This window comes from Pseudomonas sp. S2_H10, from assembly GCF_054668285.1.
On record NZ_CP162754.1, the window covers coordinates 2128580 to 2149277 of the forward strand.

A 20698-nucleotide genomic window follows, 5' to 3' on the forward strand; every position below is an offset into this window, starting at 1 on the left:
TGCTTATTACTCACTTAGGCCACTGCTCAACCGCAGCTGGGCAAATTCTTTTCCTGACGTTTGGCTTCGCCCCACAAGGCGTCCAACTCTTCGAGGGTGCAATCTTCCATGGGACGACGGGTATCGCGCAATGCCTGTTCGATAAAACGAAAGCGTCTTTCAAACTTGCCGTTGGCGCCACGCAGTGCGGTTTCCGGATCGACCTTGAGATGCCGCGCCAGATTGACCACGGAAAACAGCAGGTCGCCGATCTCGTCGGCCACGGCCTCGGGATCGTTTTCCGACATGGCTTCGAGGACTTCATCGAGCTCCTCACGCACTTTATCCAGCACCGGCAAGGCGTCCGGCCAGTCGAAGCCGACCTGCGCTGCGCGCTTCTGCAATTTTGCCGAGCGCGACAGTGCAGGCAGTGCAGCGGGGACGTCATCGAGCAACGACAACTGCTCCGGTGCCGACGACTTTTCCGCGCGCTCCTCGGCCTTGATCTCTTCCCAGCGCTGCTTGACCTGTTCTTCACTCAGGCGCGGGACATCCAGCGGTGCGTACAGCTCACCCGTGGGGAATACGTGGGGATGACGGCGGATGAGCTTGCGGGTGATGCTGTCGACCACGCCGGCGAACTCGAAACGCCCCTCTTCCCTGGCCAACTGGCTGTAATAGACCACCTGGAACAACAAGTCGCCGAGTTCACCCTGCAAGTGATCGAAGTCACCGCGCTCGATGGCGTCGGCGACTTCGTAGGCTTCTTCCAGAGTGTGGGGGACGATGGTGGCGTAGGTTTGCTTGATGTCCCACGGGCAACCGTACTGCGGATCGCGCAGGCGGTTCATCAGGTGCAGCAAGTCTTCAAGGCTGTACATCATTTATCTGTCTCACCACAAAATCCTGTGGGAGCTGGCTTGCCAGCGATGGCATCACCTCGATACTCCTGAGAGACCGAGTTGCCTGCATCGCTGGCAAGCCAGCTCCCACATTGGATCGATGTCACCATTACGGCGTTCGGTTACGCCGCGTCTCGATGATGTTCGGCAACTGGGATATCCGCCCCAGCAGCCGCCCCAGTGCATCCAGCCCCGGAATCTCGATGGTCAGGGACATCAGCGCAGTGTTGTCCTCCTTGTTCGAGCGGGTGTTGACCGCCAGCACGTTGATCCGCTCGTTGAGCAGCACTTGCGAGACGTCACGCAGCAGACCGGAACGGTCGTAGGCGCGGATGACGATGTCCACCGGATAGGTGAGCACCGGCACCGGCCCCCAGCTGACCTGGATGATCCGCTCGGGCTCGCGCCCGCCCAGTTGCAGCACCGAGGCGCAGTCCTGGCGGTGAATGCTGACGCCACGGCCCTGGGTGATGTAGCCGACGATCGCATCGCCCGGCAATGGCTGGCAGCAGCCGGCCATCTGGGTCATCAGGTTGCCGACGCCCTGGATCTGGATATCGCCGCGCTTGCCCGGTTTGTAGCCGGTGGCCTTGCGCGGAATCAGTTCCAGCTGTTCGTTGCCGCGCTCCGGCTCGACCAGTTGCTGCGCCAGGTTGACCAGTTGCGCCAGGCGCAAATCGCCGGCACCGAGGGCGGCGAACAGGTCTTCGGCGGTTTTCATGTTGGCCTTGTCGGCCAGCTTGTCAAAATCCACCGCCGGCAGGCCGAGGCGATTGAGCTCGCGCTCGAGCAGGGTTTTACCGGCTGCGACGTTCTGGTCACGGGCCTGCAGCTTGAACCAGTGAACGATCTTGGCCCGCGCCCGCGAGGTGGTGACGTAACCCAGGTTCGGGTTCAGCCAGTCACGACTCGGGGTGCCGTGCTTGCTGGTGATGATCTCGACCTGTTCACCGGTTTGCAGGCTGTAGTTGAGCGGCACGATGCGCCCGTTGATCTTGGCGCCGCGGCAGTTGTGACCGATTTCAGTGTGTACGCGGTAGGCGAAGTCCAGCGGCGTCGCGCCCTTCGGCAAGTCGATGGCATGACCGTCCGGGGTGAAGATGTAGACCCGGTCCGGTTCGATATCGACCCGCAACTGTTCCGCCAGGCCACCGATGTCGCCCAGTTCTTCATGCCACTCGAGCACCTGGCGCAGCCAGGAGATTTTCTCTTCGTAGTGATTGGAACCGGATTTGACGTCGGTGCCTTTGTACTTCCAGTGCGCGCAAACCCCCAGCTCGGCCTCTTCGTGCATGGCGTGGGTGCGGATCTGCACTTCCAGCACCTTGCCCTCGGGGCCGATCACCGCCGTGTGCAGCGAGCGGTAGCCGTTTTCCTTGGGGTTGGCGATGTAGTCGTCGAACTCTTTCGGGATGTGTCGCCACAGGGTGTGGACGATACCCAGCGCGGTATAGCAATCGCGCATTTCCGGCACCAGCACACGCACGGCACGCACGTCGTAGATCTGGCTGAACTCCAGACCCTTGCGCTGCATTTTGCGCCAGATCGAATAGATGTGTTTGGCCCGGCCGCTGATGTCGGCATCGACGCCGGTGGCCTGCAATTCGTTTTTCAGCTGGCTCATCACCTCGCTGATGAAGCGCTCGCGATCCAGCCGCCGCTCGTGGAGCAACTTGGCGATCTGCTTGTACTGGTCCGGCTCCAGGTAACGGAAGGACAAGTCCTCCAGTTCCCACTTGATGTGACCGATACCCAGGCGGTGGGCCAGTGGCGCATAGATGTCGAAGACTTCACGGGCCACGCGGTTGCGTTTTTCGTCGTCGGCGGTTTTCACCGCACGAATCGCGCAGGTGCGTTCGGCCAGCTTGATCAGGGCGACGCGAACGTCGTCGACCATGGCCACCAGCATCTTGCGCAGGTTTTCCACCTGGCCCTGGGTGCCCAGCACCAGGGATTTGCGCGGGCTCAGGCTGTCGCTGATCGCGGCCATGCGCAGCACGCCATCGATGAGCTTGGCCACCACCGGGCCGAAGCGCTGGCTGACGGCCGGCAGCTTGATCTGAGCTTCACGCACGCCCCGATAGAGGATCGCGGCGACCAGTGAGTCCTGATCGAGCTTGAGATCGGCGAGAATCTCGGCGATCTCAAGGCCGGTACGGAACGTGGAGTTCCCTTCCGACCATAGATTCTGTGCAGCATTGGCTTGCTGCTCAGCCTCGCGAGCGTACTCGCAGGCTTCTTTCAAGGCTTCGCGATCCAGTGCCAAATCGACACTCACCGCGTGATCGAGCCAAGCCTCGAGATTGATACTGCCGTCGGTGTTGATCGGCTGGTGTGCTCTCACCTGTACCATCTTGCTTACCTTCCCTACGACGCAGATTCAATGCGTCAAATCGCTGACCTTCGTTGCCCGTGTGCCCACGTCGGGCTGGGGTGCGCGGCTGCACGGGCGGGCCAGTCGGACCAGACGAGCATCCTAGCTCGCTTCAAATAACGCCATGGCCTCGACATGTGCCGTTTGAGGAAACATATCGAGAATCCCGGCACGTTTTAACCGGTAGCCCTGCTTGATCAATTCGACCGTGTCGCGCGCCAGAGTTGCCGGGTTGCATGACACATACACCAACCGCTCGGCGCCCAGGGTCTTGAGCTTGCGCACGACCTCGAAAGCACCGTCACGCGGTGGGTCCAAGAGTACCGCACAAAAGCCTTCGGCGGCCCATTCGGCATCCGTCAAAGGCTGGGATAAATCGGCCTGAAAAAACTTCGCGTTATGCAGATTATTGCTAGCGGCGTTCGCGGCTGCCCGCTCGACCATTACCTGTACGCCTTCGACCGCAACGACTTCGCGAACGGTCTGGGCCAGCGGCAAGGCAAAGTTGCCCAGGCCGCAGAACAGATCGAGAACACGCTCATCCGCGGTCGGTTTCAACCACTCCAGCGCCTGGGCTACCATCGCTTCGTTGACCCCGGCGTTGACCTGAATGAAATCTCCAGGCCGGTAAGCCAGCTCCAGATCCCACTGTTCCAGACGATAGCCCAACGCCCGGTCTGCTTCGACCGGCTGCGGTTCACCCTCACCATGCAGCCACAACTGGGCTTCATGGAACGCGCAGAAATCCTTGAGGATGGTCAGGTCGGCTTCCGATAACGGCGCCATGTGTCGAAGCAAAACCGCCAGCGAGGAACCGCTGAACAATTCCACGTGCCCGAGCGCCTGAGGCTTGCTCAAACGACGGAGCATCTCCGGCAAACGGGTCATGATCGGTTGCAAGGGCTGTACCAGCACCGGACATTCATTGATACCAACAATGTCCTGACTGCCAGCGGCGCGGAATCCTACTTCGAGTTTCTTTGCCTTCATGTCCCAGCGCACGGCGACGCGGGCACGGCGACGGTAGCCGAATTCCGGACCACTCAAAGGCGCCGCCCATTCTTCAGGCTCGACACCGGCAACCTTGGACAATTGCTCGGCAAGCATGCGCTGTTTCAGGGCAAGCTGTTCGTCATGAGGCAGATGCTGCACGCTGCAACCGCCGCAACGGCCGGCATGGGCGCACGGCGCCGGACGACGCAATTCGCTGGCCGTGAACACTCGCTCGGTGCGCGCCTCGACCACTTTGCCGTGGGCACCGAGGACGCGCGCTTCGATTTCTTCACCGGCCAACGCACCGATGACGAACCAGGTGCGGCCTTCGAAAAACGCGATGCCGCGACCGTCATTGGCCAGGCGCTCGATGGTCAGGCGCTGCTTCTTGCCGGTCGGGACTTGCGGGGCCTTGCTGCCGCCGGTGGGCTGGAAGCGCAGGCCTCTTTCATGTTTGGCCATCAGTTGGGCGCGTCGAAAATGCCGGTCGACAGGTAACGGTCGCCACGGTCGCAGATGATCGCGACGATCACCGCGTTTTCAACTTCTTTGGACAGGCGCAGCATCGCAGCCACGGCACCGCCCGAGGACACGCCGCAGAAGATGCCTTCTTCGCGGGCCAGGCGACGGGTCACGTCTTCGGCTTCGCTTTGCGCCATGTCGACGATCCGGTCCACGCGGTCAGCCTGGTAGATTTTCGGCAGGTATTCGTGAGGCCAGCGGCGGATACCCGGGATCGCCGAGCCTTCCATCGGTTGCAGGCCGATGATCTCGACGTTTTCGTTCTGCTCTTTCAAGTAGCGCGAAACGCCCATGATGGTCCCGGTGGTGCCCATGGAGCTGACGAAATGGGTGATGCTGCCCTGGGTCTGGCGCCAGATTTCCGGGCCGGTGGTGGTGTAGTGCGCCTCGGGATTGTCACCGTTGGCGAACTGGTCCAGGACCTTGCCGCGACCTTCGGCTTCCATCTTCTGCGCGAGGTCACGGGCACCTTCCATGCCCTGCTCCTGGCTGACCAGGATCAGCTCGGCGCCATAGGCCGTCATGGCCGCCTTGCGTTCGGCACTGGAGTTGTCCGGCATGATCAGGATCATCTTGTAACCCTTGATCGCAGCGGCCATGGCCAAGGCGATCCCGGTGTTGCCCGAGGTCGCTTCGATCAGCGTATCGCCGGCGTGGATCTGCCCGCGCAGTTCGGCGCGGGTGATCATCGACAGCGCCGGACGGTCCTTGACCGAACCCGCCGGGTTGTTCCCTTCGAGCTTGAGCAATAGGGTATTGCTGGTGGCGCCGGGCAGGCGCTGCAAACGGACCAGCGGAGTGTTGCCGACGCAATCGGCGATGGTTGGGTACTGCAAGGTCATGGCGTATTCGCAATCCAGACTGCGGGGGCGCCTATCATACCGGCAAACCTCGCAAGGCCATATCACGCAAAGTGTGGTGCTTATGGCTTATGGGAATAAGGCTTGGTTTTGTGGTGAATGGATCGGCCTCATCGCGGGCAAGCCCGCTCCCACAGAGGGCTGAGGTGATCACACATTTTGCGGTTGAAACACCGTCAGTGTGGGAGCGGGCTTGCCCGCGATGGCGTCGTCAAGAGCATCACCATCATCCGCCAACAACCGCATATTCAGCCGCAACCCGGTCCCGGTGTTCTGCGCCCAAAGCTGTCCACCCTGACGCTGCACTGCGTTCCTGGCGATGCTCAAGCCCAACCCAAACCCACCATCCCCCGGCCTTGAGCCGTCAAGACGGGTAAACGGCAGGAAGATCCGCTCCAGATCAGCTTCCGCCACACCGCCACCCTGATCCTCTAGCCACAGGTACCAGAAATCGCCATCACGCCGTCCGCCTAATTGGACAATGCCTCCGGCCGGCGAATGACGAATCGCATTTCGCAGAATGTTTTCCAGTGCCTGGGCCAGGGTATTGAGATGACCGCGCACCCAGCAGGATGAGTCCACCGTGCATTGCAACCGGGTATCCGGCCAGCCACTTTCATAGCAGGCATTCTCGGTGAGCATTTCCCACAGCGCCTGGATCTGGATGGCTTCGTCGGGCAGCCGGGTGCGTTCGGTGTCCAGCCAGGCCAGTTGCAACGTGTCTTCCACCAGGCGCTGCATGCCATCGACCTCACGACCGATGCGTTCGCGCAACAACTCCAGCCCCTGCTCACTTTCACTGGCCACCCGCAGGCGGCTCAAGGGCGTACGCAATTCGTGGGACAAGTCGCGCAGCAGTTGCTGTTGCAAGGCCACGGTACTTTGCAGGCGCTCGGACATGTGATCGAACGCCCTGCCCAACTCACCCAGTTCATCGGAACGATTGGTGGTCCGGCTCGATAGCCGTACGTTCAGCTGATCGGCACGCCAGGCATTGGCCTGCGCGCGCAGGTGGTTGAGTGGCACCACCAACAGACGGTACAACCCGACGCACAGCAGCAGGGTGAACAATCCCGGAATCACGCCGTTGGTGATCACCCGCCAGAACACTCGGTAATGCCCGGGAACGAAGCGCTTGGGCAGCTCGATCACCAGGCTGCCGACGGAAGGATCGCCGGGAAAGGGTATGCGCATCCAGGGCCGGCCTTTCTTGTGGATCGGCCAATCGAGGCCGCGCAAAAAAGTCAGGCGTTCGACTTCCTTGTCGGTCAGCGCCTGGTTGCTCAAGGACTGCAAATCACCGCCTATGACACCGACCCAGCCTTTTTCCCGCTGATGCATGCCTTGCAGCCAGTCATCGATGCCGGCGCTCTGGCGCTGCTGCCAGGCCTGTTCGGCTTCGGCGGCGTAGCGCGTCAGGGTGCCGCGGGCCTCATCGGAGAGGAACTGGTTGCGCTGCTCCATGTAACGGCCCCAGGACCAACTCAACCAGATCATCAGCAGACAGAAAGCGACCAACAGACAAGCCAGTTTCCAGAACAGCGAATGCCTGCCCGGCAATTTACATTTCATCGGCGGCGCTCAGGATGTAGCCCTTGCCCCATACCGTACGCACCTCGCGATCGGTGTAGCCAATGGCCTTGAGCTTGCGGCGGATCTGGCTGATGTGCATGTCCAGGCTGCGGTCATGGGCTGCGTATCCGCGCTGCAGCACCTGCTGATAAAGGAAGGCTTTGCTCAATACTTCGTCGGCGCTGCGGTGCAGCGTCTCCAGCAAACGATATTCACTGCGGGTCAGGCCGCCAGCCTGCTCGCCATAAAACACCTCGAAGCTTTCATCGTCGAAGCGCAGGTTGTCCATCGAAGGGGTCGGTACCGGGGGTGCGGGCCGACGGTCGAGGGCCACCCGTCGCAGAATGGCTTCGATGCGTACCCGCAACTCCACCATGCTGAAGGGCTTTGGCAGGTAATCGTCGGCCCCCAGGCGAAAGCCACTGATGCGATCGGCCTCGGCGCCGAGGGCCGACATCAGCAACACCGGGGTGGCATGGCTCTGGCGCAATTGGGTGAGTACCGCCAGGCCGTCCAGGCCCGGCAGCAGAATATCCATCAGCACCACGTCGAAGGGTTGCCGGCGGGCGATGTCCAGGCCCTCCTGGCCGTTCTGGCACCAGGTCACCTGGAAGCCGCTGCGGTCCAGGTGCTCGTGAACATAGGCGCCGAGCACCGGGTCGTCTTCGATGGACAGGATTCGGGGAAGGCCGGCAGCGATGGGAGTCATGACTATCTGCAAATAATTCTCAGTTGATCGATTATTCAAGATTGCTTCGCCAGGGGCAACCCACGGTTTGTCCGTATCGCCAAAGAGCCGCCCGGGCCGACGAATGACAGCACCATTTATACGAAGATTGCCCGCGAGCAAATCGCTACACTGCGCAAGTGGTGCATGGCGGATGCATGTGCAGTTCTATGAATAGCGGGATGCAGGAGAGATGCGTGCTCAAGAAACTGGGAATCAAAGGCCGCGTGCTGTTGCTGACCCTGTTGCCGACCAGCCTGATGGCGTTGGTGCTGGGGGGGTATTTTACCTGGATGCAACAGACTGACCTGCAAACCCAACTCATGCAGCGCGGCGAAATGATCGCCGAGCAGTTGGCGCCACTGGCGGCGCCAGCGATGGGCCACCAGGACAACGAACTGCTCGAGCGCATCGCCACCCAGGCCCTGGAACAAACCGATGTACGGGCCGTGACCTTCCTGGCTCCCGACCGCACCCTGCTGGCCCACGCCGGGCCGACCATGCTCAACCAGACACCCTCCGGCACCGGCACGCAGATGCTGCGCCGCAGTGGCAGCGATGCGACCCGCTACCTGCTGCCGGTGTTCGGCAAACACCGCAACCTGGCCGGCGACGTGATTCCCGAAGAAGCCGACCGCCTGCTGGGCTGGGTCGAACTTGAACTGTCCCATAACGGCATGCTGTTGCGCGGTTACCGCAGCCTGTTCGCCAGCCTGATGCTGATCATCGGGGGACTGATCGGTGCGGCACTGCTGGCCCTGCGCATGGGCCGCACGATCAATCGGCCGCTGAGCCAGATCAAGCAGGCCGTGACTCAACTCAAGGACGGTCACCTGGAAACCCGCTTGCCGCCTCTCGGCAGCCAGGAGCTGGACGAGCTGGCGTCGGGCATCAACCGCATGGCCGGCACCCTGCAAAACGCCCAGGAAGAATTGCAGCACAGCATCGACCAGGCCACCGAAGACGTGCGCCAGAACCTGGAAACCATCGAGATCCAGAACATCGAGCTGGACCTGGCGCGCAAGGAAGCCCTGGAGGCGAGCCGGATCAAGTCCGAATTCCTCGCCAACATGAGTCATGAAATCCGCACGCCGCTCAACGGCATTCTCGGTTTCACTCACTTGTTGCAAAAAAGCGAGCTGACCCCACGCCAGCTCGACTACCTGGGCACCATCGAAAAATCCGCCGACAGCCTGCTGGGCATCATCAACGAGATTCTCGACTTCTCGAAGATCGAGGCCGGCAAGCTGGTGCTCGACCATATTCCGTTCAACCTGCGCGACCTGCTGCAAGACACCCTGACCATCCTCGCCCCCGCCGCCCACGCCAAGCAGCTGGAACTGGTGAGCCTGGTATACCGCGACACGCCGCTGTCCCTGGTGGGCGACCCACTGCGGCTCAAGCAGATCCTGACGAACCTGGTGAGCAATGCGATCAAGTTCACCCGCGAAGGCACCATCGTCGCCCGCGCCATGCTCGAAGAAGAACACGAAGACACCGTGCAGTTGCGCATCAGCATTCAGGACACCGGCATCGGGCTGTCGAACCAGGACGTGCGCGCCCTGTTCCAGGCCTTCAGCCAGGCCGACAACTCGCTGTCGCGGCAACCCGGCGGCACTGGCCTGGGCCTGGTGATTTCCAAGCGCCTGATCGAACAGATGGGCGGCGAGATCGGCGTCGACAGCACGCCGGGGGAAGGCTCGGAATTCTGGATCAGCCTGAGCCTGCCGAAAACCCGCGACGATGCCGAAGACTTGCCCGCCGCGCCCTTGCTCGGACGCCGGGTGGCGGTGCTGGAAAACCACGAGCTGGCGCGACAGGCGCTGCAGCATCAACTGGAAGACTGTGGCCTGAGCACCACGCCGTTCAATACCCTGGAAAGTCTGACCAATGGCGTCACCGCCGCCCACCAGACCGATCAGGCGATCGACCTCGCCGTGCTCGGCATCACCAGCAACGACATGCCGCCGGAACGCCTCAACCAGCACATCTGGGATCTCGAACATCTTGGCTGCAAAGTGCTGGTACTGTGCCCGACCACGGAACAGACACTGTTCCATCTTTCCGTGCCCAACCCCCACAGCCAGCTCCAGGCGAAACCGGCCTGCACGCGCAAGTTGCGCCGCTCCCTGTCTGACCTGGTCAGCCCGCGCCCGATGCGCAATGAACCGGGCGAGCCGCTGTCCAGCCGGGCCCCGAAGGTGCTGTGCGTCGATGACAATCCGGCCAACCTGATGCTGGTGCAGACCCTGCTCGAAGACATGGGCGCCAAGGTGCTCGCCGTGGAAAGCGGTTATGCCGCCGTCAAGGCAGTGCAGAACGAGGCATTCGATCTGGTCTTGATGGACGTGCAGATGCCCGGCATGGACGGACGCCAGAGCACCGAGGCGATCCGCCAGTGGGAAAGCGAACGGCATTGCACGCCGCTGCCGATCGTGGCCCTCACCGCCCACGCCATGGCCAACGAAAAACGCGCGCTGCTGCAAAGCGGCATGGACGACTACCTGACCAAACCGATCAGCGAACGGCAATTGGCGCAGGTGGTGCTGAAGTGGAGCGGCCTGGCGCTGCGCAATCACAGCCCGGAGCGCTCCGGCGACGGGCATGGCGGCGCCCATGAACTGCTGGTGCTCGACCACGAGGAAGGATTGCGCCTGGCCGCCGGCAAGGCGGATCTGGCGGCGGACATGCTGGCCATGCTGCTCGCCTCCCTGGAGGCCGACCGCGAAGCCATTCGCCTCGCTCAGCAAAGCAATGACCACAACGCCCTGATCGAACGGGTCCATCGCCTGCACGGCGCGACGCGTTACTGCGGCGTGCCGCAATTGCGCGCGGCCTGCCAACGCAGCGAAACCCTGCTCAAGCAACAGGACCCGAAAGCCAGCATGGCGCTTGATGAACTCGACCGGGCGATCAATCGTCTGGCGGCCCAGGCGCGCATGAATGCTTGATGCAGCGCAAACACTGTAGGAGCCGGCTTGCCGGCGATGACGGCCGCAAAATCCACGTAGCCCTTGAGGCCGCCATCGCTGGCAAGCCAGCGCCTACGGAAATGGGACAGAGAGGAAATCATGCGTACGATTTTTTTCAGCAGCCAGAACTACGACCGCGACAGTTTTCTCGCTGCCGAACAACCGGCCGGCATCGAGCTGCAATTTCAGCCTGCGCGCCTGAGCCTCGACACGGTGGCGCTCGCCCAGGGCCATGAAGCGGTCTGCGCGTTCATCAATGATGACCTCGGCGCACCGGTGCTCGAACGCCTGGCCGCTGGCGGCACACGCCTGATCGCCCTGCGCTCGGCCGGTTACAACCACGTCGACCTGCCGACGGCAAAGCGTCTGGGCCTGGCCATCGTGCGCGTCCCGGCCTACTCGCCCCACGCCGTGGCCGAACATGCGGTAGCACTGATCCTCGCACTCAACCGCCGCTTGACCCGCGCCTACAACCGCACCCGCGAAGGGGACTTCAGGCTGCAGGGTCTGACCGGTTTCGACCTGGTGGGCAAGACCGTCGGCGTGGTCGGCACCGGGCAGATCGGCGCCACCTTTGCAAAGATCATGAACGGTTTCGGCTGCCAACTGCTGGCCTTTGACCCCTACCCCAATCCAGAAGTCGAAGCCCTCGGCGCGCGTTACCTGAGCCTGCCGCAACTGCTGGCCGAATCGCAGATCATCAGCCTGCACTGCCCGCTCAACGAGCAGAGCAAGCACCTTATCAACCGCCAATCACTGGCGCAGATGCAACCGGGCGCGATGCTGATCAATACCGGGCGTGGCGGCCTGGTGGACACGCCGGCGCTGATCGACGCCTTGAAAGACGGCCGCCTGGGTTACCTGGGACTGGATGTGTATGAGGAAGAAGCGCAACTGTTCTTCGAGGACCGCTCCGACCTGCCGCTGCAAGACGATGTGCTGGCACGGTTGCTGACTTTTCCTAACGTGATCGTCACCGCGCACCAGGCCTTCCTGACCCGCGAAGCGCTGGACGCGATTGCCACCATCACATTGCGCAACATTTCAGCCTGGGCGGCGGGCACCCCGGAAAACCTGGTGACGGGAGACTGAAACGGATCGAAGGTCATCTGCCTGCGCGATGCGGTGTGCAAGCCCGTGATAGCATATCGCGCATATTTGGAGGACCCATGGTCGAACACGATTTCCGCTACAGCCTGATGAACCCGCAACACACCCTCACCGAATGCCGCGCCCTGGTGCCGGGGCGTTATCAGGTCACCGGCAACGGTGGCTCGATTCGCAACAACGACGTGCTGGTCGTGACCCTCAAGGGTGCCAAGGACTTGTCCATGCGCCTGACCGTCGAAACGGTTCGCCACCTGATCAACCCGCCAGGCCAATGGGTCGCGGTAGCCAGTGGCCCGGTGTTCGGCGAACTGGCGATTCACACCTGGCAAGTGAACTGTGACAGCTGCGCCAAAGAGCTGAGCTTCGAGTTCGCCGTCGATGCCAAGCTGGGCAACAAGGCCGAAAAGCCGGCCGCCTCCGCGCGAATCGCCGAGCTGGGCTGGACCACCGTCGGCGAGAAACACCTGTGCCCGAAATGCCAGGAGCCCGCGTGATGAAACGCCTCGCTCTGACCGCCATGGTCGGCGCCAGCCTGCTGGGCTGCGCCGCCGAGCCGGTGCAACTTGAACCAAACCGCAGCTACATTCTGGAGTGGATCGGCGAGCGGCCGCTGATGGACTACAGCCACCTGACCATTACCCTTGGTGAAGATGGCCGGGCCTATGGCAATGGCGGCTGCAACCACTGGTTCGCGCCGTACACCCTCGATGGCGACAAACTGACCTTCGGCAAAGTCGGCAGCACCCGCAAAATGTGCGCGCCGGCATTGATGGAACAGGAAAAGCGTTTCCTCCAGGCCCTGGAAAACGTCCAGCGCTGGGACGTCTCCCCGATCGAGCAGATCCGCTTCTGGCCAGCCGAAGGCAAACCGCTGCGCTGGTGGCTTGAGGAGGGTTGATCGCCCTCTGTTTCATGTGAATGACTGTGGTGAGGGGGCTTGCCCCCTCGCCACAAAAAGCCCGATCGCCACAGTGTTCAATTTTTCGCCTGCAACGCCTCAAGCTTCGCCATCACCCCCGCCGCCGTCTGCTCCCCCATCAACTGCTCACGCACCTTGCCCTTGTTATCGATGATGTAGGTCACCGGCAACGCCTCGCTGCGCGGTAGCTCAAACACTTCGGAAGGGTCCTGGGCCAGCACCGTGAACCTGATCCCCAGTTTCTCGCTCGCACTCTTGAGCTCTTGCCCCTGGACGTTGTCGAAGTTGACTCCGAACACACCGATTTTCCTGTCCTTGAGTTGCTCGGCCAGGGTGTTCAACTCCGGGATCTCGGTTCGGCAAGGCCCGCACCATTCCGCCCAGTAGTTGAGCACCAGCCATTTGCCGTCCAGCCGGTCGGCGGCGATCTTGTGGCCGTCCTGGTCGATGCCATAGTCATTCCCGCAGCCCCCCAGCATCAACGCTCCGATGATCGCCAATGCTGCTGCCAGTCGCCTTGTCATGTCGTGTTCCTTGTCAAAAATTGAATGCGCCTGCGACCCATCGCCTCTCACGGTTCTGGATTGCGCGCTGCACAGTTAGAATAGCCGCCACCTTACGCAAGATGCGACCCGCTCATGACCGATCTGACGCTTTATCACAACCCGCGCTGCTCGAAATCCCGCGGTGCGCTCGAACTGCTTGAAGCCCGTGGCCTGACCCCGACCGTGGTCCGTTACCTGGACACGCCGCTGGACGCCGCGCAAATCCAGGGCCTGCTGGGCAAACTCGGGATCAGCGCCCGGCAACTGCTGCGCACCGGCGAAGACGAGTACAAGACCCTCGACCTGGCCGACACCAGCCTGAGCGAAGCGCAATTGATCGCCGCCATCGCCGCCCACCCGAAACTGATGGAGCGCCCGATTCTCGAAGTCGGCGACAAAGCCATCATCGGCCGTCCTCCGGAGCAGATCCTGGAACTGTTGCCATGACTGCGCCTTACATTCTGGTCCTGTACTACAGCCGCAGCGGCTCGACCAACGAAATGGCCCGGCAGATTGCCCGTGGCGTTGAACAGGCCGGGCTTGAAGCGCGCCTGCGCACGGTGCCGGCGATTTCCACCGAATGCGAAGCCGTGTCCCCGGAAATTCCCGACGAAGGTGCGCTCTATGCCAGCCTCGACGACCTGAAGAACTGCGCCGGCCTGGCGCTTGGCAGCCCGACCCGCTTCGGCAATATGGCCGCGCCGCTCAAGTACTTCCTCGACGGCACCAGCAACCTGTGGCTGACCGGCGCCCTGGTGGGCAAACCGGCGGGTGTGTTCACGTCCACGGCGAGCCTGCACGGCGGCCAGGAAACCACCTTGCTGTCGATGATGCTGCCGCTGTTGCACCACGGCATGCTGATCACCGGCCTGCCCTACAGCGAATCGGCACTCCTGGAAACCCAGGGCGGCGGCACGCCGTACGGCGCCAGCCACCATGCCGGTGCCGACGGCAAAAGCGGCCTGGATACCCATGAAGTGGCCCTGTGCCGCGCGCTGGGCATGCGCCTGGCGAAGACTGCACAGAAACTGGAGAGCTGAGGTGGCCAAGAAGCCGAAGATTCTGCCCACCCTCGAATGGCTCGAACCACGCGTGAAGGCGATGCGCGTCATCAGCCTGCTGTGTTTTTTGGGGCTGGTGGGACTGTTGTGCGTCTACTACCTGCTGGTCGCAGACCTGCATGGCGCCCGGCCCTGGGTGATTCTGCTGATCGAACTGGTGCCACTGTTGATATTGGCGCCAGGAATGATCATCGGCAGCCCGCGCGGGCATTCGTGGATGTGCTTTGTGGTGAACCTGTACTTCATCAAGGGCGCATTGGCGGCCTATGACCCGAACCGGCAGATCTTCGGCTTGCTGGAGATGGGCGCGAGCCTGGCGGTGTTCTGCTCGGCGCTGCTGTATGTGCGCTGGCGGTATCAGTTGAACCGCAAGCTGGCTGGCGAGGGTGAGATTTCCGTCGCCTGATCGGGCCTCATCGCTGGCAAGCCAGCTCCCACAGGTTTTTTTGTGTCGATCACACATTTGTGATTCAACAGAGATCCTGTGGGAGCTGCGGTGCGACGATTCGACTTGCCCGCGATTCGGGCGACTCGATCTTAATGATTCACTGTATAAGCCAGCATCATCGAAATCTGGCTCATCGGCCGCCCACCGCTTTCTTCATGCCACCGGTTGAACACGTCCTGCACCAACGCCAGGTCGCGCAGGCTGCTCGGCACTTTGTCGATGATGTCCTGCGCATTCAGTGCCGCCACTACATCATAGCTCGGTACAAACGTGTCCTTGCCGATCATCCGCAAGAAGCGCGGGGCTGACAGCCCGCCCAACTGATGGCCGCGTTTTTTCAGGAAGGTCCAGAGCCCGACGATATCGGTCACCGGCCAGTCGGCGACCAGCGCACCGAAGCTCCCCTTTTCATGGGCCACGTCCAGAATGAACTGCGCATTGCGCGGCACGCTCTTGAGCTTGCCCAGGTGACGGATGATCCGCGTGTCCTGCATCAGGCGCTCAAGGTGCTCGGCGCTCATCAGCACGACTTTTTCCGGGTCGAACCTGAAGAACACTTCTTCGAAAGCCGGCCACTTGGCATCCACCAGGCTGTGCTTGAGCCCGGCGCGGAACACCCGCAGCGCCATCGTCGAGAGGTAGCGATCGTCGCTGATCTTGCGCAGTTGTGCGGGAGTCTTGGGAACGGGCAGATGGGCTTCCAGTTCAGCCGCCGAACCGAAGCGGTTCAGGCAGTATTCGTTCAGCCACTTGTAATCGCGCATGCCCTCTCCTGAGGAATGAAAAATGAACTGCCCACTTGCAACAAAACCTGTGGGAGCCAGTCTGCTGGCACCCACAGTAATGGTGTTTAGAGGTTGACCACGTTGACGAAGCGCGATGCCGCGGACTCGTCAATCTTCAGGCTGGTGAAGTCAAACAGATTGCGGTCCGCCAATTGCGACGGGATCACGTTCTGCAGGCTGCGGAAAATGCTCTCGGTCCGGCCCGGGGTCTTGCGATCCCAGTCCTGCAGCATGTCCTTGACCACCTGACGCTGCAGGTTTTCCTGGGAGCCGCAGAGGTTGCACGGGATGATCGGGAATTGCTTGAAGTCCGAGTAGGCCTGAATGTCTTTTTCGTTGCAGTAGGCCAGCGGGCGGATCACCACGTTACGACCATCGTCGGCGCGCAACTTTGGCGGCATGGCCTTGAGCGAACCGTTGAAGAACATGTTCAGGAAGAACGTTTCGACGATGTCGTCGCGGTGGTGACCGAGGGCCATCTTGGTCGCGCCGATTTCGTCGGCAAAGGTGTAGAGCGTGCCGCGACGCAGACGCGAGCATAGCGAGCAAGTGGTCTTGCCTTCCGGAATCAGCTCCTTGACCACCGAATACGTGTCTTTCTCGACAATGTGGTATTCGACGCCCAGTTCTTTCAGGTAGGCCGGCAGCACGTGCTCCGGGAAGCCCGGCTGCTTCTGGTCCATGTTCACGGCCACGATCTCGAACTTGATCGGCGCGACCTTCTGCAAGTGCATCAGCACATCGAGCATGGTGTAGCTGTCCTTGCCACCGGACAGGCAGACCATGACCTTGTCGCCGTCTTCAATCATGTTGAAATCGGCAACCGCCTCACCGGCCAGTCGGCGAAGGCGCTTTTGCAGTTTGTTCTGGTTGACCGTGAGAGTGCCCATGACGCGAAATCCGTGAGGTGTGACGAAAGGCGGGCATTTTACGCAAAAACGCCTCAGGGGCGAAGTGTCCCGCCAAAAGGGCTGCCCGGCACAGACCCGGCGGCGATTAACAGCTGTGTTTACAGCGCGATTTGCTCTAAAGCCCTTACTCCCTCTGGGGAAACTCCTCCCTATACTGCGACATAAGGTCGTGTACAAATTTCAGACCTGTGACTTGCTTGGCCGCATTGGCCCGTAGGCGCTCCACTGGGGGGCGACGGTAAAGACAAGAGGAGTGACTGGCATGATCCATCACGTAGTGGGGCTCTTCACCCACCCTGACCAAGAATGGAAAGACATCCGTGGCGACCAGGAGGAAAGCATCAGCCACATGTACCTGACTCATACCCTGATCCTGGCGGCGATCCCCGCGGTGTCGGCCTTCATTGGCACCACACAGGTCGGCTGGGTCATCGGCAATCGGCCTCCCGTGATGCTGACCGTGGAAAGCGCGATATGGATGACGGTCATGTCGTACCTGGCGATGCTCGGGGGTGTAGCGGTCATGGGCGCATTCATTCACTGGATGGCCCGCACCTATGACGCCAACCCAAGCCTCGCCCGCTGCATTGCATTTGCAACCTACACCGCTACACCGCTGTTCATCGGTGGCCTCGCCGCCTTGTACCCGCACCTGTGGCTGGGCATGATCATCGGCACCGCCGCCATCTGCTACACGGTGTATTTGCTGTATGTGGGCCTGCCGACATTCATGAACATTCCATCTGACGAGGGCTTCCTGTTTTCCAGCTCGGTACTCGCCGTAGGCCTGGTGGTGCTGGTCGCCATCATGGCGTTCACCGTGATCGTCTGGGGACTCGGCGTGGGGCCGGTCTACACCAGTTAGCCGCACATCACTGAAAACCGGAACCGCCGACAAGGGCCGCCGCAAGGCGGCCTTTTCATTCTTCAGCAACGAGACGGCTCACGACCATTCGTCAACCTGGCGATTCGCAAGGTCCGAGGGTTGCGGCATACTCGAGCGCTCTGGAGATCCATCAAGCATGCCCGAGCAACTCAATACCCGCGTCGAAGACTGTTTCCAACAAGCCGAATCCTTTTTCAAACGACCTTTCAAGCGCCCCGTGGTGAGCCTCAAGCTGCGCGGGCAAAAAGCCGGTGTCGCGCATCTGCACGAGAACCTGCTGCGCTTCAACCCGCAGTTGTACCGGGAAAACACCGAGGACTTTCTCAAGCAGACCGTGGCCCATGAAGTCGCACACCTGATCGCCCATCAGCTGTTTGGCGACCGCATCCAGCCCCATGGCGAAGAGTGGCAATTGATCATGCGCGGTGTGTACGAACTGCCGCCCAACCGCTGCCACACCTATGACGTCAAACGCCGCAGCGTGACTCGATACATCTACAAGTGCCCGTGCGCCGACAGCGACTTCCCGTTCTCGGCCCAGCGCCACGGCCTGGTTCGACAGGGGCGGCGGTACTTGTGCCGGCGGTGTCGCAATACCCTGGTGTTCAGTGGGGAGATGCGGGTCGAGTAGTTGGATTTCCGGTGTATGTGCTGCCGCCATCGCGAGCAAGCTCGCTCCCACAGTGGTCGGGGTTGTCCACAAAACTTTTAATCAACGCTGCCCCCTGTGGGAGATTCTATGGTTGAGGGGAAGCCCTCAACTGGCTTTTGGTTGGTATTCGCTCTGCCCCTTCAGTAGGGCGAATACGATCCGAGCAAGCTTGCGAGCCAGTATCACCAGTGCCTGAGTGGTGCTGAAGCCTCGAGCTCTTTGCTCTTCGTAAAAGCCTTTCCAGGCTGACGTTCGGCTGGCCGACATCGCCGCGTTGTGCAAAAGCCGGCGGGCTTCCGGGTCACCTCGCTTAGTCAAACTCCGGCGACCGTCTTTTTGTCCTGACTTCGACACTCGTAAATCCATCCCCAGAAAGGCGATAAACGCATCCGCGCTTCTGAACTCGCCCCGCTGAAACGTCGTGAGCAAACGGGCTCCGGTCAGAAATCCAATGCCTTCAACTTTCAGGCAACGCTTCAACTGACCGAGCAAACCAGCTTCTTTGAGACGATCGTTAATCGTCTTTTCGACCAGCGTTTCAAGCTTTTGCATGGACTTCACTTGCTCGGCGAAAGCAGATTTCAGCAGCGGCTCATTCGCCCAGCTTTGCACCAGCCCGACCCGCGCCTGAACCAAGGCTGCGCGACGACGAAAAAGGCTCAAGAGCTGGCGGTACAGCGGTGATGGCGGGGTCCAAGGGTGAAGATCATCACCTTCGTTCTTCAGATAGCGAGCGAGCAGTCTGGCATCCAGCGCATCGGTTTTGGCGCGGATATTCACCCCTTTGCGGTAATGGCTGAGTTCATAGCCACCCACCATATAAATCACGCAGCCGGCCTCATAGGCCAGATCGGCAAACTCCAGGTGATAGATATTGGTCGACTCAATGGCTACAGCAACAGTCCCCGACAGGACCTTCAACCAATGCTTGATGGCTGTTTTGTTGTTGGGGATCTCTTCGAGCAGGTCAAGTTCGGCGTGATAGATCACCAGTTCGTTCTTGGCGACATCCACGCCTACGATCGGCTTTTTGACAGAAACCGGCATTGCCATTGGATTTCCTCCGGGATATGGTTTTGAGCACTTGAAGGGCTCACCCAGAGGCGCAGGCTTGTTCCTATCGTCGGTCTAGCCAGATGCATTCTTTATCGGCGCTTGGGTGAAAGGAGGAGGGGCGAAATCTCCCACGGATCTGTACTGCGTCAACAGTCAGAATCGGGCTTTGTCCCTCCTCCTCCCTTCAAGTCCTACCATACAAGCGGGCTTGCCCGCGAAGAGGCCGGTGCAGACGCTAGAGAATTACCTTGGCGAACCGCAATTCGGCAATCCGCTCAACACTGAACCCCAACTCCCCCAACACCTGATCCGTATGCTGCCCCAGCGTCGCACCGATATGCTTCGGCTCTGGCAAGCCATCGGAAAACTTCAGCGGGCACGCCATCTGCGCTTGGCTCGAGCCATCGCCACGAGGCACATCGGTCACCAACTCCCGCGCCTGCAACTGCGGATGACTTAGCGCTTCTCCCAAGCTCAACACCGGCTCGACACACGCATCCAGTTCGGCGAACAGCGCGCGCAATTCGGCAAAGTCATGCTTTTCGAATTCGACCTTCAACGCGTCTTTAAGCTGTTTCTGATGCGCCGGTTGCGGTGACAGGCCAAGTCCGGCCAGCGCCTCCAGCCCCAACGCCGTGCACAACTGCTTCATGAAGGTCGGCTCCAGGCTGCCCACCGACAGCCAGCGCCCATCCCGGGAGCGGTAGTAATCGTAGAAGCTGCCGCCATTGAGCACCTGGTTTTCCGGGCCTGGCTCGACACCACAGGCCAGATATCCGGCACCCGCCAGCGCATTCAGGCTGACCGCGCAGTCGGTCATGCTGACATCCAGGTGCTGGCCCTGGCCGGTCTGCTGCCGGGCAATGACCGCCGCCAGCAAGCCAATCACTCCGTGCAGCGAGCCACCGGCGACATCCGCCACCTGCATGCCCAACGGCAGCGGCCCGCTGTCGGCCCGGCCGGTGTAACTCGCCAGCCCGGACAAGGCCAGGTAGTTGATGTCATGGCCGGCGCGGTCCTTGTAGGGACCGGTCTGGCCGTAGCCGGTGATCGACACATAAATCAATCGCGGATTGATCGCCTTCAGGGCTTCGTAACCCAGGCCCAGACGCTCCATGACACCGGGGCGGAACTGCTCGAGCACGATGTCGTAGTCTAGCAGCAACGACCTGATCACCTCCAGCGCCTCGGGCTGCTTGAGGTCCAGGGCGAGGCTGCGCTTGTTGCGGTTGAGGTACGCATGACTGGCTGACACGCCTTGATCGTGGGGCGGCAACACCCGCAGCAGATCCATCCGGGTCGGTGATTCGATGCGCAGCACTTCGGCGCCCATGTCCGCCAGCAGCAACGAGGCAAACGGCCCCGGCAGCAGGGTCGAGAAATCCAGAACCTTGAGTGATGCCAGTGGACCGAGCATGAACGTT

At 61.3% G+C, this 20698-nt stretch carries 20 protein-coding genes; 9 read left to right on the forward strand and 11 right to left on the reverse strand.

Features of this window, described 5'->3' with window-relative positions; all coding sequences use genetic code 11:
* Positions 1-26: 26 nt before the first annotated feature.
* The 6 genes from mazG to AB4O16_RS09350 all read right to left on the reverse strand — a co-directional run bounded on the left by mazG (position 27) and on the right by AB4O16_RS09350 (position 7911).
* Positions 27-860 (reverse strand): nucleoside triphosphate pyrophosphohydrolase, encoded by an 834-nt coding sequence (gene mazG / locus AB4O16_RS09325; RefSeq protein ID WP_160389775.1) that lies wholly within the window; start codon positions 858-860, stop codon positions 27-29.
* Between the two features lie 130 nt (positions 861-990).
* A complete protein-coding gene (gene relA, locus AB4O16_RS09330) occupies positions 991-3234 on the reverse strand; it encodes a GTP diphosphokinase (RefSeq protein ID WP_160389665.1) in 2244 nt (747 codons plus the stop codon).
* A 123-nt stretch (positions 3235-3357) separates the two neighbouring features.
* Positions 3358-4710: a 23S rRNA (uracil(1939)-C(5))-methyltransferase RlmD gene (gene rlmD / locus AB4O16_RS09335; protein ID WP_460157580.1), complete on the reverse strand. Its 1353-nt coding sequence runs from the start codon at positions 4708-4710 to the stop codon at positions 3358-3360.
* Complete coding sequence (gene cysM / locus AB4O16_RS09340; protein WP_160389667.1) at positions 4710-5612, reverse strand: cysteine synthase CysM; 903 nt, start codon at positions 5610-5612, stop codon at positions 4710-4712. The genes rlmD and cysM overlap by 1 nt, the downstream gene beginning before the upstream one ends.
* A 168-nt stretch (positions 5613-5780) precedes the next feature.
* Complete coding sequence (locus AB4O16_RS09345; RefSeq protein ID WP_160389668.1) at positions 5781-7202, reverse strand: sensor histidine kinase; 1422 nt, start codon at positions 7200-7202, stop codon at positions 5781-5783.
* Positions 7192-7911: a response regulator transcription factor gene (locus AB4O16_RS09350; protein WP_160389669.1), complete on the reverse strand. Its 720-nt coding sequence runs from the start codon at positions 7909-7911 to the stop codon at positions 7192-7194. Before AB4O16_RS09350 ends, AB4O16_RS09345 begins: the two co-directional genes overlap by 11 nt.
* A gap of 215 nt (positions 7912-8126) precedes the next feature.
* Here AB4O16_RS09350 and AB4O16_RS09355 point away from each other — a divergent pair, with 215 nt between their 5' ends.
* From AB4O16_RS09355 to AB4O16_RS09370, 4 genes are all read left to right on the forward strand, one after another.
* Complete coding sequence (locus tag AB4O16_RS09355) at positions 8127-10880, forward strand: response regulator (RefSeq protein ID WP_160389670.1); 2754 nt, start codon at positions 8127-8129, stop codon at positions 10878-10880.
* A gap of 120 nt (positions 10881-11000) precedes the next feature.
* A complete protein-coding gene (locus tag AB4O16_RS09360; protein ID WP_460157581.1) occupies positions 11001-11993 on the forward strand; it encodes a 2-hydroxyacid dehydrogenase in 993 nt (330 codons plus the stop codon).
* A 77-nt stretch (positions 11994-12070) separates the two neighbouring features.
* Positions 12071-12505, forward strand: a complete 435-nt coding sequence (locus AB4O16_RS09365) for a hypothetical protein (protein ID WP_460157582.1) — start codon at positions 12071-12073, stop codon at positions 12503-12505.
* Positions 12505-12909 carry an META domain-containing protein gene (locus AB4O16_RS09370; protein WP_160389673.1) on the forward strand — a complete coding sequence of 135 codons (405 nt, stop codon included), beginning with the start codon at positions 12505-12507 and terminating at the stop codon, positions 12907-12909. The genes AB4O16_RS09365 and AB4O16_RS09370 overlap by 1 nt, the downstream gene beginning before the upstream one ends.
* Before the next feature lie 77 nt (positions 12910-12986).
* On the opposite strand, the gene AB4O16_RS09375 is transcribed toward AB4O16_RS09370, so the two are convergent.
* Positions 12987-13454, reverse strand: coding sequence for a TlpA disulfide reductase family protein (locus tag AB4O16_RS09375; protein ID WP_160389674.1), 468 nt, complete (start codon positions 13452-13454; stop codon positions 12987-12989).
* 114 nt (positions 13455-13568) lie between these two features.
* Between AB4O16_RS09375 and arsC the strand changes: the two genes are divergently transcribed.
* From arsC to AB4O16_RS09390, 3 genes are read left to right on the forward strand one after another with little or no spacing between them, the layout of a single operon-like run.
* On the forward strand, positions 13569-13922 hold the full coding sequence (gene arsC / locus AB4O16_RS09380; RefSeq protein WP_160389675.1) for an arsenate reductase (glutaredoxin): 354 nt from the start codon (positions 13569-13571) through the stop codon (positions 13920-13922).
* Positions 13919-14515, forward strand: a complete 597-nt coding sequence (gene wrbA, locus AB4O16_RS09385) for an NAD(P)H:quinone oxidoreductase (protein WP_160389676.1) — start codon at positions 13919-13921, stop codon at positions 14513-14515. The genes arsC and wrbA overlap by 4 nt, the downstream gene beginning before the upstream one ends.
* Before the next feature lies 1 nt (position 14516).
* Positions 14517-14942: a DUF2069 domain-containing protein gene (locus tag AB4O16_RS09390; RefSeq protein WP_160389677.1), complete on the forward strand. Its 426-nt coding sequence runs from the start codon at positions 14517-14519 to the stop codon at positions 14940-14942.
* Between the two features lie 131 nt (positions 14943-15073).
* On the opposite strand, the gene AB4O16_RS09395 is transcribed toward AB4O16_RS09390, so the two are convergent.
* Positions 15074-15748, reverse strand: a complete 675-nt coding sequence (locus AB4O16_RS09395; RefSeq protein WP_160389678.1) for a DNA-3-methyladenine glycosylase I — start codon at positions 15746-15748, stop codon at positions 15074-15076.
* Between the two features lie 86 nt (positions 15749-15834).
* Complete coding sequence (ttcA, locus tag AB4O16_RS09400; protein ID WP_160389679.1) at positions 15835-16659, reverse strand: tRNA 2-thiocytidine(32) synthetase TtcA; 825 nt, start codon at positions 16657-16659, stop codon at positions 15835-15837.
* Positions 16660-16942: 283 nt separating this feature from the next.
* On the opposite strand from ttcA, the gene AB4O16_RS09405 reads away from it, so the two are divergent.
* Both AB4O16_RS09405 and AB4O16_RS09410 read left to right on the forward strand, forming a co-directional pair.
* Positions 16943-17545 carry a Yip1 family protein gene (locus AB4O16_RS09405; protein WP_160389680.1) on the forward strand — a complete coding sequence of 201 codons (603 nt, stop codon included), beginning with the start codon at positions 16943-16945 and terminating at the stop codon, positions 17543-17545.
* A 157-nt stretch (positions 17546-17702) separates the two neighbouring features.
* Positions 17703-18197: a SprT family zinc-dependent metalloprotease gene (locus AB4O16_RS09410; protein WP_048394212.1), complete on the forward strand. Its 495-nt coding sequence runs from the start codon at positions 17703-17705 to the stop codon at positions 18195-18197.
* A 126-nt stretch (positions 18198-18323) separates the two neighbouring features.
* On the opposite strand, the gene AB4O16_RS09415 is transcribed toward AB4O16_RS09410, so the two are convergent.
* Both AB4O16_RS09415 and AB4O16_RS09420 read right to left on the reverse strand, forming a co-directional pair.
* Entirely contained in the window at positions 18324-19271 is a 948-nt protein-coding gene (locus tag AB4O16_RS09415; protein WP_460155370.1) for an IS110 family RNA-guided transposase, read from the reverse strand.
* Between the two features lie 238 nt (positions 19272-19509).
* Entirely contained in the window at positions 19510-20691 is a 1182-nt protein-coding gene (locus AB4O16_RS09420; protein WP_460157583.1) for a CaiB/BaiF CoA transferase family protein, read from the reverse strand.
* Positions 20692-20698: the final 7 nt, after the last annotated feature.